This is a genomic window from Pasteurella sp. XG20 (genome assembly GCF_018968665.1).
GTDB classification, from domain to species: Bacteria; Pseudomonadota; Gammaproteobacteria; order Enterobacterales; family Pasteurellaceae; genus Pasteurella; species Pasteurella multocida.
Window position 1 is genome coordinate 652,253 of record NZ_CP076656.1, and the last position, 17,233, is coordinate 669,485.

Consider the following 17,233-nt stretch of genomic DNA (forward strand, 5'->3'; position numbering starts at 1 on the left):
GTGAATGAATTTAACTTTCTGCGCTTTCGTCCGCCCTTTCGCTCACATCACTCTCAATGTCTTCTTCATCGACATCACAAACGCGTTGTAACCCAACCAGTGTTTCATTTTCACTTGTTCGGATGAGACGTACTCCTTGTGTATTTCGACCGATAATATTGATTTCATTTACGCGAGTGCGTACTAGTGTACCGGCATCAGTAATGAGCATAATTTGATCGCTTTCCTCAACTTGTGTTGCTGCAACGACTTTGCCGTTACGCTCACTCACTTTAATCGAGATCACGCCTTTGGTGTTACGTGATTTAGTTGGGTATTCCGCTAATTCAGTACGTTTACCATAACCGTTTTGTGTGGCGGTTAAAATGGCGCCTTCATTTTTTGGAATAACAAGTGACACGACTTTATCAATATTGAGATCCAAAGCATCATTAGTATTCTCATCAGAGATCTCTTCCATATCGACCGCACTTTCATCATCCGACAAATCATTCGTTAACGCCAGTTTAATACCGCGTACACCTGTTGCTGCACGCCCCATGGCACGCACAGCATTTTCACTAAAGCGAACTACACGCCCTTGTGCGGAGAAGAGCATGATTTCATTTTGACCATCGGTGATATCCACACCGATGAGTTCGTCTTCATCACGCAAGTTGAGTGCAATAATGCCTGTTGAACGAGGACGACTGAATTCAGTTAAGGCAATCTTTTTCACGATACCGCCGGCAGTTGCCATCACGACAAATTTATCTTTTTCATAAGCAGTGACAGGTAGAATCGCGGTAATACGTTCATTTTCATCTAATGGAAGAATATTGACGATTGGTCTACCACGTGCACCACGGCTAGCTTGTGGGAGTTGATACACTTTTAACCAATATAAGCGTCCACGACTCGAGAAACAGAGAATGGTGTCATGGGTGTTTGCCACTAAAAGACGCTCAATGAAATCTTCTTCTTTGGTTTTGGCTGCGGATTTCCCTTTACCACCACGACGTTGTGCTTCGTAGTCAGTAAGGGGTTGATATTTGACGTAACCTTCATGTGAAAGGGTAACCACCACATCTTCTTGGGCAATGAGGTCTTCAAGATTGATATCAGCAGAGCTCGCGGTAATTTCTGTACGACGTGGATCATTAAACTGTTCGCGAATTTGTTCTAATTCTTCACGAATCACTTCCATTAAGCGCTCAGGGCTACGTAAGATATGTAATAATTCGCCGATCACATCGAGGAGTTTTTTGTACTCATCAAGAATTTCATCATGACCTAAGTTAGTCAGTTTTTGTAAACGTAAATCTAAAATCGCTTGTGCTTGAACTTCGGTCAGATAATACATGCCATCACGAATACCGTATTGTTCTTCTAGATCTTCAGGACGTGCCGCATCAACCCCTGTGGCAGCAAGCATTTGTGATACATGACCAAGCTCCCATGCTTGCGCTAATAATGCACGTTTGGCACTTTCAGGATTTGGCGCATTGCGGATTAATTCAATAATCGGATCTACATTGGCAAGAGCAATGGCTAAGCCTTCTAAAATATGGGCACGCTCACGTGCTTTGCGCAATTCATAAACGGTACGGCGTGTGACTACTTCACGACGGTGTAACACGAAAGCTTCAATTAATTGTTTTAAATTGAGCAGTTTGGGTTGACCTTTATCGAGAGCAACGATGTTAATGCCAAAAGTGACTTGCAATTGGGTCAAGGCATACAAGTTGTTGAGAACCACTTCGCCCACGGCATCACGTTTGATTTTAATTTCAATACGCATCCCGTCTTTGTCAGATAAATCCGTGATTGCGCTAATGCCTTCGACTTTTTTCTCTTTTACGAGATCAGCAATTTTTTCGATTAATTTGGCTTTGTTGACTTGATAAGGAATTTCATGCACCACAATGGTTTCACCGCCTTTTTCATCGGTTTCCACTTCAGCTTTGGCACGTACATAAATTTTACCACGTCCTGTTTTATAGGCTTCTTCAATCCCTTTGCGACCATTGATTAATGCGGCGGTTGGGAAGTCTGGACCTGGAATATAAGTCATTAACTCATCAATGCTGATCTCGTTGTTTTCGATATACGCTAAGCAACCGTCTAACACTTCGCCTAAGTTATGAGGGGGAATATTAGTTGCCATACCGACTGCAATACCGGAAGAACCGTTGACTAAAAGCGCAGGGACTTTAGTTGGGAGGACTTCAGGAATTTGTTCAGAGCCATCGTAGTTAGGCACAAAATTGACAGTTTCTTTATCGAGATCCGCTAATAATTCATGGGCGATTTTAGTCATGCGGGCTTCAGTATAACGCATTGCCGCGGCAGCATCGCCATCAATTGAACCGAAGTTACCTTGCCCATCTACTAACATATAACGTAATGAAAACGGCTGAGCCATGCGCACGAGTGTGTCATAGACCGCGCTATCACCATGAGGGTGATACTTACCGATTACATCCCCTACGATACGAGCGGATTTACGATAAGGTTTGTTATAGGCATTCCCGCCTTCGTGCATCGCAAATAATACGCGGCGATGGACGGGTTTCAAACCATCGCGTACATCGGGTAATGCACGCCCTACGATGACGGACATGGCATAATCGAGATATGAGGATTTCAGCTCTTCTTCAATACTGATTGGGCTAATATCTTGATGCATAGTATCTTGGACTAAATCGGTCATTGAAAACTTCCTAATCATTGAGTTTGATTAATCAAAAAATTGACGGAATTATAGCATAAAATCTAGTGTTCCCCTAATTTTATAGTGAAATTTTGCCTGATTTGGGGAATAATAACGTATTGTTTCTATTCAAAATCATAAGAAGAAATTTCATGCAAAATATTGATCAACAAGAACTTGATAAGTTTGAGAAAATGGCAAAAAGCTGGTGGGATCCGCAAGGGGATTTCAAACCGATCCATCAACTTAATCCGTTACGTTTAAGCTATATTGCACAGCAAGCCAACGGGCTAACGAGGAAAAAAGTGCTGGATGTGGGCTGTGGCGGTGGCATTTTGTCAGAAAGCATGGCAAAGCAAGGCGCAATTATGACGGGGATTGATATGTCTTCTGCCCCATTACAAGTGGCAAGAAAACATGCTTTAGAAAGCGGGCTACACATTGATTATCAACAAATTACGATTGAGGAATTTTTGCAAAATCAGACCGCACTTTTTGCTGAAAGAGGGGAGGACGAAAAGTTTGATGTGATTACTTGCATGGAAATGCTTGAGCATGTGCCTGACCCGAGTTCGATTATTGCCTGTTGTAAGCAATTATTAAAACCAAACGGGGTGATTTTTTTCTCCACCATTAATCGAACCCTTAAAGCCTGGGCATTGGTGATTATTGGTGCGGAATATGTGTTGAAAATGTTGCCGAAAGGGACGCACGATTACGACAAATTTATTAAGCCAGCGGAATTACTTCATTGGTGTGATGAAGCTCAATTAACCTGTTTAGATATGGTAGGCTATCATTATAATCCATTGACGGGTAAATTCTGGCTCAATAAAGATGTCAGCGCAAATTATATGGCGAGTTTTCGGATTCAGTCTTAAGGTGTTTTCTTGCATTATCTCAGACCCGATTCGTCACTCAAAAAGCGAAGTATTACAAAATACTTCGCTTTTTGCTTAGTATCTATCTGTAGGCTAACTTTCTGCGTGTGTTAATCTCAAAAAAGTATCAAAAAATGTAGGAAACGTTTTTGCGGTACAGCTCGGGTCTAAAATCGTGACCGACGTTTGGGACAATGCGATTAAAGCAAAGCACATCGCCATGCGGTGATCATTGTATGTTTCAATTTCAGCATGTTGAAATTGCGCCAGATTCAATGGCTGGATACGAATAAAATCTTCGCCTTCTTCCACTTCCGCCCCCACCTTACGCAGTTCGGTCGCCATCGCGGTCAAGCGATCAGTTTCTTTTACGCGCCAGTTATAAATATTACGAATGACCGTTTCACCTTCTGCAAAAAGTGCAGTGGTGGCAATGGTCATTGCTGCATCGGGAATATGGTTCATATCCATATCGATGCCTTTGAGGTTGCCTTTTTCCACTTGAATAAAATCGTCGCCCCAAGTGATATGCGCCCCCATTTTTTCTAGCACATCCGCAAACAGACGATCCCCTTGAATGCTATTTTTACCGATGCCTGTGACTTTTACTTTTCCCTTGATTGCTGCCGCGGCGAGAAAATAAGAAGCAGAAGAGGCATCGCCTTCTACTAGAAACCTGTGTGGTGATTGGTATTGCTGATGACCTTTCACCAAAAAGCGTTGATAGGCTTGGTTTTCAACCTCAACGCCAAAGGTTTGCATCATCTTAAGGGTTATATCAATGTAAGGTTTGGAAACCAGCTCACCGATGATTTCAATTTCCGTATCCGCCTCTGCCATCGGGGCTGCCATTAAAAGTGCGGTCAAAAATTGAGAAGAAACTGACCCATCAATTTGTACTCGTCCGCCTTTGAGTCCGGTATTTCGAATGGCGATAGGTGGGTAACCTTCTTGTTCTAAATACTGAATTTCTGCGCCAGCTTGACATAATGCATCAACTAAATGTTGTATTGGGCGTTCTTTCATACGAGGTTCACCAGTCAAGACTATTTCATTTTTGCCTTTCTTGTTCGGTGTCGATAAACAAAGCGCGGCAGTCAAGGGACGCATCGCAGTCCCTGCATTGCCCAAAAATAAAGCTAAGCCACTTTGCCATTCAAAAGCACGTCCTAAGCCTTCAATTTCACAGACGGATTTGTCTTCTGACAGTTGATAAGTCACGCCAAGTTCTTTTAACGCATTTAACATATGGCGCACATCATCACTATCTAACAGATTGGTTAATGTTGTTTTTCCTTTAGCTAATGCGGAAAGTAAGAGTGCGCGATTGGATAAGCTTTTAGAGCCTGGTAAACGCACCTCGCCTTCAATATAGCTGATGGGATTGAGAGTAATAGCGGTCGCATCTTTTATCACGATTTATATTTCCTATACACTGGATAAGTTTGGCTTAAAGCCCTAATACTTCGCTTAATGCGAGTAAGAAACGTTGGTTTTCTTCTGGTAAACCGATGCTAATCCGTAAATGATTTGGTAGGCCATAACCTGCAATTGGACGCACAATCACGCCTTTTTGTAATAATGCCTGATAAATTGGTAAGGCTGGTTGATTGACATCTAACATGACAAAATTGCCTTTTGAAGGAATATAGTTCAAACCTTTGGCTGTAAAGAAGTCTTCTAATAACTTCAACCCTTGTCGGTTGTTTTCGGCCACTTTCTCAATAAATGCATCATCATTCAGCACCGCGGTAGCAGCGGCTAATGCCAGACTATTACAGTTAAACGGTTGGCGAACGCGATTAAAGAGGTCAGCAATCTCGGCAGAAGAAACCGCGTAACCAATGCGCAAACCCGCTAAACCATAGGCTTTAGAAAGGGTACGACAAATCACAAGATTAGGGTGTTTTTTGAGTAACGTAAAGGAATCTACTCGTTCTTCCGGCAAGGTAAATTCAGTATAAGCCTCATCTAATACCACGATGACATGCGCGGGCACTTGATTTAAAAATTGGGAAATTTCACCCGCACTTAAAAAAGTGCCTGTCGGATTATTGGGGTTCGCGAGATAAATTAATTTGGTTTTATCACTTATTGCCTGTAAAAAACCGTCTAAATCAGCCCCATAGTTTTTCGCTGGGATTTCCACTTTTTTGGCATTGATAGCTTGTGTAACAAGGGGATACACAATAAAGGCATATTGTGAAAAGAGAATTTCATCTTGTTCGTTAGCAAAGGTATGCGCGACTAACTCTAATAAATCATTTGAACCATTGCCTAAGGTAATTTGTTCAGGAGATAAGCCAAATTTTTTTGCGACCGTTTGTTTAAAGTAAAAGCCATTACTGTCAGGGTAGCGCGTCAGATTATTCAATTCCGCTAAAATCGCCTGTTTAGCACTGTCAGGCAGACCAAATGGATTTTCATTGGATGCTAACTTAATGATATTGGTAATTCCTAGCTCTCGTTCTAACTCTTCAATTGGTTTTCCAGCTTGATAAGGGTGAAGCTGTTTCACCCCTTCGTTAACGATGTTGATGTATTGCATAGTGTTCCTTTATTATTTTTATATTTACTGTGTTGTAAAATTTGGCGAAAACAAACCGCACTTTTAACGGTTTTCAGCTTCAAATTGTTTCATGAAGGCAATTAAAGCTTGCACTCCTTCCATCGGCATTGCGTTATAGATTGACGCGCGCATGCCACCTAACACTTTATGTCCTTTTAAGGCATGCAATCCCGCAGCCGTTGCTTCAGCAACAAATTTTGCATTCAGTTCATCATTATCGGTAGTAAAGGTCACATTCATGCGTGAGCGGTTTACTTTGGCAACTGGATTACGGTAAAACGGTGTACTCTCTAAATAGTCGTAAAGCAGTTGTGCTTTTGCCTGATTCCGTTTTTCGATTTCCTCGATCCCGCCAAGGGATAAAAGATGCTTGAAGACTAAAGCACATAAATACCAAGCAAAGGTGGGTGGCGTATTAATCATTGAGTCAGCTTTACTTTGTATTTCGTAATTCCAAATTGTTGGTGTAGTTTGGCGTGCATGACCAATTAAATCTTCGCGTACAATGACTAGAGTAATTCCTGCTGGACCAAGATTTTTCTGTGCGCCCGCATAAATTAAGCCGAATTGGCTGATATCAATTTTGCGTGAGAGAATATTGGAAGACATATCTGCCACTAAGACCGCGTTCCCCACTTTTGGCAGATCAAAAATTTCTACGCCACTGATCGTTTCATTTGGGCAGTAGTGAACATAATCATATTGGTCGGCAATATGACTAAAATCTAACTGACCGATCTTGAGTTCGTTGCCTTCTTCCAGAATATTGACTTCATCAATGTCACCAAATAAGCGCGCTTCTTTGGCAGCGGTGGCAGACCAATGCCCACTGGTCAAATATAAGGCTTTGCCTTTTTCTTTTAATAAATTCATTGGAATCGCAGCAAATTGCCCGCGAGCACCACCTTGTAAGAAAAGGATGCGGTAATTGTCTGGGATCTGATAAAGCTGGCGTAAATCTAACTCAGATTGGCTTGCTAATGCCATAAATAATTTACCACGATGGCTGACTTCCATGACAGAAGTCTGTTGTTCTTGCCAGTTTAAAAGCTCCGCTTGTGCTTGCGCTAAGACTGCTTCAGGCATCATGGCAGGGCCGGCGCTAAAATTAAAAACCTTTGACATAGTCACTTCCTTTTTTTACTCAAAATAATTGACTAGTTTTATCACCTCAACCCATTCTAGGCAATGGGGGAAGGCTGAAATAAGCGGATTTTTTTGTTTAATTTTTTAAAAAGTTCACGAACGCTTTGACGGGGAGGTGAAAAATAGCTAAATTAAGTACGGTTTATTTTTTATTTATTTTAAGAGAGTCGTATGATGGAAAATGTCAATAAACAGTCATTTCAAGAAGTATTAGAGTATGTGCGTATGTATCGTTTAAAAAACAAACTCGCGCGCGATCGCGAAGATAATAACCGTAAAATTCGTGATAATCAGAAACGTGTATTACTACTAGATAACTTAAATCAATATATTCGTGATGACATGTCGATTCAGGATGTGCGTACGATTATTGAAAGTATGCGTGAAGATTATGAAAAACGCGTAGATGATTACATGATCAGAAATGCGGAGATTTCGCAACAGCGTAGAGAAATTCGCGAAAAGATGAAAGAACAAAAACAAGCGCACGAAGTCTTGTTGAAGAAAGAATGATCAAAAGCGGTTCAAGTCAAATTGAACCGCGCTTTTTTTGTATGATTAATCCAATTGTTTACCTTTTAATTCTGGAATCAAGAAGATTGTCGCAATCATATCGATAATGTAAATACTGGCTAAGAAAGCGATTGCCAATTGGAAAGAGTAAGTTGAAACTAATGCGCCGACCACAATTGGTCCAAATCCTCCAACAGCACGTCCTAAGTTAAATAATACATTTTGTGCTGTGGCACGAGCCTGTGTTGGGTATGCCTCTGACATCAATGCACCATAGCCCCCCATCATCCCGTTGACGAACATCCCTAAAACCGCCCCAGCAAACAACATATAGGTTGGATCTGACATTTGAGAGTAGGTAAAAATACTGATCACCGCACCGAATTGGAAGAGTAAGAAACTTGGTTTACGCCCAATGCGGTCAGCAAGTTGACCGAATAACCAAATACCAAACATCATCCCGCAAATGGTGACAGCGGTCCAGACACCTGATTTGGTCAAGCTAAATCCCAGTTGTTTTGATAAGAAATTAGGCATCCAAATCATGATCCCGTAATAACCGAAGTTTTGTACTGAGGTTAATACCACGATTCCGGCACTAATTTTTGCTGTCGCTTTATCTTTAATCAGTAAGCGGAAAGGCTCTAAACGAGAAGTTTTCTGACGCTCAAGTGCGGTCTGTTTTTTGACAAAAATTTCTGGTTCATGCAATTTGGCACGTAAATACCATGCGACAAATGCAGGGAAAATGCCCACCAAGAACATGCCGCGCCAGCCAATGTGCGGTAATAATAATGGTGTGAGAAGTGCGGCACCCAGTACACCCACTTGCCAACCTAGGGCAACATAAGAAGAGGCTTTAGCACGATGACGTGCCGGCCAGGCTTCGGCGGCTAATGCCATACCGATACCAAATTCGCCACCAAGACCGATGCCAGCAATAGTACGGTAAATCAAGAGATCCCAGTAACCTTGTGCAAAAGCACACAGTCCGGTAAAGACAGCGAATAGCACAATTGTCCACGTTAAAACACGTACACGACCGTATTTATCACTGAGTGCGCCAAAAATAATGCCACCGGCGACAGCGCCAATCAGTGTCCAAGTGACAAGTGAGCCCGATTGGGCGGGGGTTAAGGCGAGATCGGCAGAAATCGCCGATAACATAAAACCTAAGATAAGAAGATCGAAACCATCCATTGCATAGCCGACAGCAGATCCTAATAAAGCTTTCCAGCCGTCTTTATTGACATTATCATTCATTTTTTGATCCTTTTGCTACTCTCTGGTAGCCCATTAAAGTTGGAGGAGGGGTTTCTCAGAATGAGAAATTGTCGCGTAGTTTACGGATTTTTGACGGCTTTGCAAGAATAAACCGAATGAAAATATTATATTATTTTTCTTAAATGATTATGTTATTGAAATGTTAAAAATTTTGAATAATTTTTTAAATCAGCAAATGAAGTACTTTTAACTTCGCTGAGAATGGTGTAATACGCCATAAAATTGGTCAAAAATGTGACATGTACAACATTTTTAACGTAACTATACCATTAAATTGTGATCTAAATCACATCGTTATTTCATCCTTTACTCTATAATTCGCGCTCAGATAACTCTATTTGATTTTTAATTTTTATAAGGAGTCAAACAATGACAATTGCTATTATGATAGCGACTCATGGGGTAGCAGCAGAGCAATTGCTGAAAACCACGGAAATGTTGATTGGTGAGCAAGACAATGTTGCCACTATCGATTTTGTTCCGGGAGAAAATGCTGAAACTATCATGACCAAATACCAAGAAAAACTATCAACCACTTTATCCCATTGTGATGAGGTGTTGTTTTTAGTGGATACTTGGGGTGGCAGTCCATTTAATGCGGCAAATCGCGTTGCTGATGGCAAGCCAAATATGGACATCGTGACTGGGGTAAATGTCCCGATGTTAGTGGAAACCTTTATGGCACGTGATGATGGACCAACATTACCTGAACTGGTAGCGATTGCGCTTGAAACGGGTCGCACCGGTGTGCGTGCATTACGCTATGAGGAAGAGGAAGTCGCAACACCAGTCCAAAATGTGGAAGAAAAACCCGTTGAACCGACAGTTGTTACCGCAAATGGTGTTGGGCATTTAGAAATTGGTTTGGCACGTATTGATGACCGTTTAATTCATGGTCAAGTCGCAACCCGTTGGACGAAAGAAAGTAAAGTGAGCCGTATTGTTGTGGTCAATGATGATGTGGCGAAGGACAGCGTACGTTCAACCATGTTGAAAAGTGTTGCACCGCCGGGCGTAACTGCACATGTCGTGGATGTAGAAAAAATGATCCGTGTATATAACAACCCAGAATATGCGGGCGAGCGTATGATGTTATTGTTTACTAATCCGACCGATGTTGTCCGTTTAATGGAAGCAGGTGTGGCGTTTAAATCAATTAATGTTGGTGGTATGGCGTATAAAGATGGCAAAAAAATGATCACCAGTGCGGTTGCTGTCGATGATAAAGATATTGAGGCATTTAAGAAACTGGATGCACAAAACATTGAGCTTGATGTGCGTAAAGTCTCAAATGATAGCCGTCAGTATATGATGGATTTATTAAAGAAAAATAATCTCATCTAATGATATTAAGAAAAGGAAATTAGAATGGAAATTTCAACTTTACAAATTGTACTTGTCTTTCTCGTTGCTTGTGTATCAGGAATGGGATCGATTTTGGATGAATGGCAAACACACCGTCCGTTGATTGCTTGTACGTTAATTGGTCTTGTCTTAGGTGACATTAAGACGGGTATCATTGTTGGTGGTACGCTTGAATTGTTAGCCTTAGGCTGGATGAATATCGGAGCAGCATTAGCGCCAGATGCGGCGTTGGCTTCTGTTGTATCGACTATTCTGGTTATTGTCGGTGGTCAAGATATTTCAACTGGTATTGCGATTGCGATTCCATTGGCGGCAGCCGGTCAAGTCTTAACTTATGTTGTCCGTGCGATTACGGTTGGTTTCCAACATGCAGCGGATAATGTTGTTGAGAGCGGTGATCTGAATAAATTAGATTGGATTCACCGTTCCGCTTTGTTATTACAAGCTATGCGTATTGCAATCCCTGCATTAATTGTTGCCATGACGGCGGGAACAGATACGGTTCAAACTATGTTAAGTGCGATTCCTGATGTGGTGACGACCGGGCTTAAAATAGCGGGTGGATTCATTGCTGTCGTGGGTTACGCAATGGTGATCAATATGATGCGTGCAGGGCATTTAATGCCATTCTTCTATGCAGGTTTTGTGATTGCTGCCTTTACGGAATTTAACTTAGTGGCATTAGGGGTATTAGGCGCGATCATGGCGGTGCTTTATATTCAGCTTCACCCGAAATACAACCAAAGTAAGCAAGTGGTACAAGTGGTGAGCAATGGTAACAATGATCTTGATAACAGATTAGATTAATAGGAATTACAACAATGACAACTGAAATGAAAAAAGTAACGCAAAGCGATTTAAATGCAGTAGTACGTCGTTCTAATCTTTTCCAAGGGTCTTGGAACTTTGAGCGGATGCAAGCGCTTGGATTTGCCTATTCGATGGTACCGGTTATCAAACGTTTATACCCTGATCCAAACTCACAAGAACGTAAAGATGCCATCAAACGCCATTTAGAATTCTTCAATACACAACCGTTTGTGGCTGCGCCAGTATTAGGCGTCACCATTGCAATGGAAGAAGAACGTGCAAATGGTAAAGAAATTGACGATGCGGCAATCAACGGGATTAAAGTCGGTTTAATGGGACCGTTAGCTGGTGTGGGTGATCCGATTTATTGGGGAACCGCGCGTCCAGTATTCGCGGCATTAGGTGCCGGATTAGCGATTAACGGTAATATCTTAGGTCCAATTTTGTTCTTTGTATTGTTTAATCTTGTGCGTTTAGCTACCCGTTATTTTGGCGTGACCTATGGTTATAAAAAAGGTCTCGATGTAGTCGGTGATATGAGCGGTGGCTTACTGCAAAAACTAACTGAAGGCGCGTCAATTCTTGGTTTATTTATCATGGGAGCTCTTGTTCAGAAATGGACCAGTATCAATGTTCCTTTTGTTGTTGCCAATATTCAAATGCAAGATGGCAGCACCAAAGTGGAAACGATTCAAACCATTTTAGATAGCTTAATGCCGGGCTTATTACCATTATTGTTGACCTTTGCTTGTATGTGGTTATTACGTAACCGGGTCAATGCCTTGTGGATTATTATTGGTTTCTTTGCCATCGGTATTTTTGGTGCATGGACTGGCATTTTAGCTTAGTCTTTATAGTCGATTAATTTTTAAGCCCTATATTGAAAATATAGGGCTTTTTTTATTTATTGAATACATTATTTTTATATAAATAATTTATATTTTAATTATTCTTGATATTTCTGAATGTTATTTAATGAATGTGTGCTAGCAACAAGAAGTTTAATCTACTTTAGTGGATTAAATTGACATATAGGTTTGAGAGGGTGAGAATTGAACGTGATATAAAGTAACTGATTTTATTATAAAAATTATCCTGCTTTATACATAACCTAAGTTTTAAGAGGATCAACATTAATGAAAAAAACAATCATCGCACTAGCAACAATAGTCGTATTTGCTACTTCAGCACATGCCAGCATTATTTATCATAACGATGGCACGACTGTCGAGCTTGGGGGATCTGTTCGAGTATTACTCGCTAAAGAAAAAAATAAAAGGGTGGATTTAAAAAATGATGATTCTCGTTTAGACATGAAAGTGACTCATCAATTAGGGAGTGGTTTAAGTGCAGTAAGTGGTTTAGAAATCCGATTTGATAGTGAAGATAATGTATTTTCCTCAGGCAAATTTGGTAATCCGACCACTAATAAGTTATTCGCGGGTTTAGCTTATGAAGGGATAGGTACTTTAACTTTGGGTAAACAAGCTACCAATGGGGATGATGTCCAGCTTAATGATAATGCTTATGCTTGGGGTGCTGACAATAATTTATTAATTTCTGCTGAGAAATCTATTAAATTCCGTTCAGTAGAATGGCACGGTTTTAGTTTAGGTTTGGATTATGTATTTGGTAATGCGAACAAAAAAACTTCAGTTAAAGATAATCCGCTAGGTAATTATGAAGATAAATATGCTTATCAAACGTCGTTATTCTATCGCCGTGCGTTAGCGCAGGATTTAATGCTAAATTTAGCAGCAGGTTATGGCGTGAATAAATATGATTATGAGAGTACGCGAACTGCATATACTAATATTACTTGGAGAACGGCTGCACAAGTTGTGTATGGTTCTATGAGTTTTGGCGCGGAATATGGTAAAATGATCAGTAAAGAACATGATACAAAAGAAAAAACGATACAGACTTTATTAGTATCCGCTTCTTATCAAGTGACTGAACCGTCCAAAGTGTATATTCAGTGGAACAATGTAAAAGTCAAAAACCATCTAGCATTTGGTACTGAAGTTGACTACCTAGTGGTGCATAATTGGAAAAAAAGCGTAGATACGTTGATTGTGGGTGCAGATTATAAATTGCATAAGAATGTATTAGCTTACGTTGAATATGCGTATGAGAAAGCGAAAGCCACCTCTGATATTTATGATTATCAAGTTAATCCAACTGTAAAAGTATTCAGTACAAACCATCAGGTAAAAAATAATAAATTAGGGGTAGGGTTACGCGTATTTTTCTAGTTTTCTATTGGGAAAGTGACGTATAAAAAGATAGACATCATGTCTATCTTTTTTAGCAAATTTATTGATACTTCCGTGCGGGCTTTAACGACTTTCGTGTTGGTTTAGACATTTTCTTTTAATCTCTAATCCGATAAGGAAATAAAAAAGGCTGAATGCGTTCATCTCTTTTTTGTAAAATAAAGCTAAGTAAGTTATTTGTGAGTAATATAATTGATGATAATAAACGTCTTACTGTGTTTGGGTATTTTCTGCTTTTTACTTTATGCTTTTTACGATCAGTTTTTCATGGACTGTTGGAAAGGAAAAACCTTACTTAAGGTACATCTGAAAAAGCAGGGACAAAAGGATGCGTTAATTTTTAGTCTATTAATAGGCATTATCATTTACCAAACCTATACCAATCTTTCGTCGGCCACTCTGTACCTATTAACTGCTTTAATTTTACTGAGTGTGTATGCGGCGTTTATTCGCGCCCCCATGTTACTTTTAAAAGAGAAAGGGTTTTTCTTCGGTAATATTTATTTTCAATATGCTGATATTCATCAGGTGAATTTGGCAGAGAATAATATTCTTGTGATTGACATGAAAAATGGGAAACGTTTGTTAGTGCATTTGTTGACAGATCAAGATCGTGAACAGGTTATTCAATTTTTTGGTGGTTATAAATAACAGGGGAATATATGGGAATTTATCAATTAACAGGTCGTTTACAGCATTACGTTTGGGGCGGGAAAGACTATTTACCTGCCTTACTTGGGATGAAAAAAGAAACAGAACAGTATTATGCAGAGTGGTGGTTAGGTGCCCATGTGTCAGCACCGTCCATGCTTGATGTTGAGGGCAAAGAAACGTCGTTAGCTACATTTTTAGCTCAAAAACCAACCGCACTTGGCGACAAGAGCCTGTCCCAGTTTGGTTCAGAATTGCCTTATTTATTAAAGATTTTAGATGTGGCAAAACCCTTGTCTATTCAATTACATCCGACAAAAAAACAGGCAGAGATTGGATTTGCGCAAGAGAATGCGCAAGGCATTGCCTTAACAAGTCCTATTCGTACTTATAAAGACAATAATCACAAGCCAGAAATGATGATTGCATTATCCGATTTTTGGTTATTACATGGGTTTAAAACGAAACAGGCTATGCTTGCAACCTTAAATGCACGTCCTTCTTTACAAGGACTGGCAACAAAGCTTGTACAACAAGATATGCATGCTTTTTATGCTGACATTATGCAAGCAGATCAAGAACAGTTATCTCAATGGTTATTGCCGATTATAGAAGAAAATAAAGCGAAATATGCCGCGAATCAACTTGAGCTGAGCAATCCAGATTATTGGGTTCTTTATACGATGGAGGCGATGGCGATTGCACCGTCAAAATTGGATGCAGGTCTTGTTTGCTTTTATTTATTTAATATTGTGCACTTACGCGAAGGCGAGGGCATTTTCCAAGATGCGGGTATTCCTCATGCGTATTTACGTGGACAAAATATTGAATTAATGGCGTGTTCAGATAATGTGATTCGCGGTGGGTTAACCCCAAAACATGTGGATATTCAAGCCTTGCTAGCGATTATTGATAGTCGTGAAGTGGTACCTGAGATTATTCCAGTGGCACCAGCACAACAGGCTTATTTTACTTACCATACTCCTGCTAAAGATTTTGCGCTTACTCGATTTAACTATTGTCAAGGACAAACACAGTCTTGCCAGGCGCAAAGTGCACAAATTTTGTTAGTGATGAAAGGAAAGCTTACTCTTTCTCAAGGCACGCAGGTACTTGAATTAAAACAGGGTGAATCAGCTTTTATTGAAAGTGGAACTGGCTATCAAATCACAGGTTTGGAAGAGGGCTACTGTGTCATTTCTGCACTACCTTAAGTAAAAAAGCGAAAAGAGAAAAAGGCTAACGTAGTTAGCCTTTTTTATTTTGTAGCGCTTGAATTAAGATTTTGGAACGACGTTGATAATTATAATGTTGACGTTTTTTGTCTGGTAAATCTGCGATCTCTGCGAGTTGAAAACCTCTTTCTTGGAACCAATGTACTGTACGCGTTGTGAGAACAAACAGTTTTTCAATTCCCAGTTGTTTAGCCCGTTTTTGGATAGCTTCTAATAAAATATCGCCACGCGAAGAATTACGGTAATCTGGGTGAACTGCCACACAAGCCATTTCTGCCATTTTCTCATCGGCATAGCAATTTAAGGCAGCACAAGCAATAATCACACCATCGCGATCGATAATCGTATATTGGCTAATTTCCATTTCTAATTGTTCGCGCGAGCGTTTGACTAAAATTCCTTGCTGTTCAAGTGGACGAATCAATTCGAGTAACGCGGGAATATCACTGACCGTCGCTAAGCGAATGGTTTCGGAATGTTCCATGGATAGCTGAGTACCAACCCCGTCACGCGTAAATAATTCCTGCAACAGTGAGCCATCTTCTTCATAACTGATCAAATGTGAACGCTTTATGCCAAATCGGCAAGCCTCAATAGCTGCTTGTAAAAAGCGAGCTTGAGAGCTGTGATATTGGTTTTGTTGTATCAGTTTAGCTAAGTAAAGCTCGGCATCTTGCGGCAACAGATCACTGATTGTTTGGTTGTTTTCATCTAAGATGCCTTGTGTTGCGGAAAAGCCTATCAATTTTTCAGCTTTTAACTTAATGGCAAGCTGTGAAGCAATTTCTTCGAAAGGCAAATTAAAGCTTTCTCCAGTAACAGAAGGTGCAATTGGTCCAATTAAGACAATCGCATCACGATCTAATTGTTGCTGGATACTTTCTGTATTAATACGGCGAATTTTGCCACTTAATTGATAATCGATGCCGTCATCTACGCCAATAGGTTGTGCTAATACGAAGTTACCGCTGACCACATCAATTAAAGGAGAATGAGGGAGACGTAGTGATAAGCGTGAAGCAATATCGTAATTGAGCTTACCCACAGCTTGTTTCACCAGTTCTAAACTGGTTAAGTCAGTAATACGAATATTTTTATGATAGACCGATTCAATCTGATGTTGCTGTAACAGCTCATTGATTTGATAACGTGCACCAAACACTAAAACTAACTTAATGCCTAAACTATGTAGCAGGCTGATATCATTGATAATATTAACAAAATTTGGACAAGCAATAGTGTCCCCATCAAGCATAATGACAAAAGTTTTGCCTCTATGCATATTGACATAAGGGGTTGATTGTCTAAACCAATGAACTAATTCTGTACTGCGCATCGGTAACTCCTTTAATACTTATTCATTTTTACTGAATTTATATTCATTTATTATCTTATGCAAGCAGAATTTTGGTGCAATAAAAAATGCGATGAGGTGTTCATCGCATTTTTGGCGTTGCATTACGCAACAATATTGAATTGTGCCTTCATTAAGGCTTCAAAATCTGTACAGCCACCAATCGGTTTTTCATCAATAAAAATTTGTGGTACGGTTTCAACGGGTTTCCCAACTGATTTGGATAAATCCGCTTTAGAAATGCCTTCTGCCACGATATCGACATAGCGATAATCGAAATCTGGTAAGCTTTGTTTTAATTTGTCGGCTAAGTTTTTAGCACGTACACAATACGGGCAACCTGCGCGCCCAAAGATGACGACGAACATACATATTTCCTTGTTTGAATGAAAAAAATGATCTGATAGCGATCAAAACGGAACACATTTTACCTCATACAAAGAAAAAGAATAAAGTA

General features: G+C 40.2%; 15 protein-coding genes. 8 read left to right on the plus strand and 7 right to left on the minus strand.

Annotated elements, in window-relative coordinates:
* Positions 1-10: 10 nt before the first annotated feature.
* A complete protein-coding gene (gyrA, locus tag KPF51_RS02980) occupies positions 11-2,692 on the minus strand; it encodes a DNA topoisomerase (ATP-hydrolyzing) subunit A (protein WP_061406159.1) in 2,682 nt (893 codons plus the stop codon).
* 152 nt (positions 2,693-2,844) lie between these two features.
* Between gyrA and ubiG the strand changes: the two genes are divergently transcribed.
* Positions 2,845-3,573: a bifunctional 2-polyprenyl-6-hydroxyphenol methylase/3-demethylubiquinol 3-O-methyltransferase UbiG gene (gene ubiG, locus KPF51_RS02985; RefSeq protein ID WP_064661073.1), complete on the plus strand. Its 729-nt coding sequence runs from the start codon at positions 2,845-2,847 to the stop codon at positions 3,571-3,573.
* A gap of 93 nt (positions 3,574-3,666) precedes the next feature.
* Here ubiG and aroA read toward each other — a convergent pair whose 3' ends face one another.
* From aroA to serC, 3 genes are all read right to left on the minus strand, one after another.
* Positions 3,667-4,989, minus strand: a complete 1,323-nt coding sequence (gene aroA, locus KPF51_RS02990; RefSeq protein WP_061406158.1) for a 3-phosphoshikimate 1-carboxyvinyltransferase — start codon at positions 4,987-4,989, stop codon at positions 3,667-3,669.
* Between the two features lie 34 nt (positions 4,990-5,023).
* Positions 5,024-6,121 carry a histidinol-phosphate transaminase gene (hisC, locus tag KPF51_RS02995; RefSeq protein ID WP_005722606.1) on the minus strand — a complete coding sequence of 366 codons (1,098 nt, stop codon included), beginning with the start codon at positions 6,119-6,121 and terminating at the stop codon, positions 5,024-5,026.
* Positions 6,122-6,184: 63 nt separating this feature from the next.
* A complete protein-coding gene (serC, locus tag KPF51_RS03000; RefSeq protein ID WP_005722605.1) occupies positions 6,185-7,267 on the minus strand; it encodes a phosphoserine transaminase in 1,083 nt (360 codons plus the stop codon).
* A gap of 195 nt (positions 7,268-7,462) precedes the next feature.
* On the opposite strand from serC, the gene KPF51_RS03005 reads away from it, so the two are divergent.
* Positions 7,463-7,801 (plus strand): DUF496 family protein, encoded by a 339-nt coding sequence (locus KPF51_RS03005; RefSeq protein WP_005722603.1) that lies wholly within the window; start codon positions 7,463-7,465, stop codon positions 7,799-7,801.
* A gap of 45 nt (positions 7,802-7,846) precedes the next feature.
* On the opposite strand, the gene KPF51_RS03010 is transcribed toward KPF51_RS03005, so the two are convergent.
* Complete coding sequence (locus tag KPF51_RS03010; RefSeq protein WP_005751616.1) at positions 7,847-9,064, minus strand: MFS transporter; 1,218 nt, start codon at positions 9,062-9,064, stop codon at positions 7,847-7,849.
* Between the two features lie 390 nt (positions 9,065-9,454).
* On the opposite strand from KPF51_RS03010, the gene manX reads away from it, so the two are divergent.
* The 6 genes from manX to manA all read left to right on the plus strand — a co-directional run bounded on the left by manX (position 9,455) and on the right by manA (position 15,401).
* Entirely contained in the window at positions 9,455-10,429 is a 975-nt protein-coding gene (manX, locus tag KPF51_RS03015; RefSeq protein ID WP_005722546.1) for a PTS mannose transporter subunit IIAB, read from the plus strand.
* A gap of 24 nt (positions 10,430-10,453) precedes the next feature.
* Entirely contained in the window at positions 10,454-11,257 is an 804-nt protein-coding gene (locus KPF51_RS03020; protein ID WP_005716709.1) for a PTS mannose/fructose/sorbose transporter subunit IIC, read from the plus strand.
* 14 nt (positions 11,258-11,271) lie between these two features.
* Positions 11,272-12,108 carry a PTS mannose transporter subunit IID gene (locus KPF51_RS03025; protein WP_005716706.1) on the plus strand — a complete coding sequence of 279 codons (837 nt, stop codon included), beginning with the start codon at positions 11,272-11,274 and terminating at the stop codon, positions 12,106-12,108.
* Positions 12,109-12,396: 288 nt separating this feature from the next.
* The gene (locus tag KPF51_RS03030; protein WP_061406157.1) at positions 12,397-13,515 is read left to right on the plus strand and encodes a porin; all 1,119 of its coding nucleotides are present in this window, start codon (positions 12,397-12,399) and stop codon (positions 13,513-13,515) included.
* 216 nt (positions 13,516-13,731) lie between these two features.
* Positions 13,732-14,187: a DUF986 family protein gene (locus tag KPF51_RS03035; RefSeq protein ID WP_014326128.1), complete on the plus strand. Its 456-nt coding sequence runs from the start codon at positions 13,732-13,734 to the stop codon at positions 14,185-14,187.
* An 11-nt stretch (positions 14,188-14,198) separates the two neighbouring features.
* Positions 14,199-15,401, plus strand: a complete 1,203-nt coding sequence (gene manA, locus KPF51_RS03040; protein WP_005722523.1) for a mannose-6-phosphate isomerase, class I — start codon at positions 14,199-14,201, stop codon at positions 15,399-15,401.
* Positions 15,402-15,435: 34 nt separating this feature from the next.
* Here the strand turns inward: manA and argA are convergent, their stop codons facing one another.
* Together argA and KPF51_RS03050 are read right to left on the minus strand one after the other, a co-directional pair.
* Complete coding sequence (gene argA, locus KPF51_RS03045) at positions 15,436-16,758, minus strand: amino-acid N-acetyltransferase (protein ID WP_005722522.1); 1,323 nt, start codon at positions 16,756-16,758, stop codon at positions 15,436-15,438.
* A 122-nt stretch (positions 16,759-16,880) separates the two neighbouring features.
* Positions 16,881-17,144, minus strand: coding sequence for a GrxA family glutaredoxin (locus KPF51_RS03050; RefSeq protein ID WP_005716684.1), 264 nt, complete (start codon positions 17,142-17,144; stop codon positions 16,881-16,883).
* Positions 17,145-17,233: the final 89 nt, after the last annotated feature.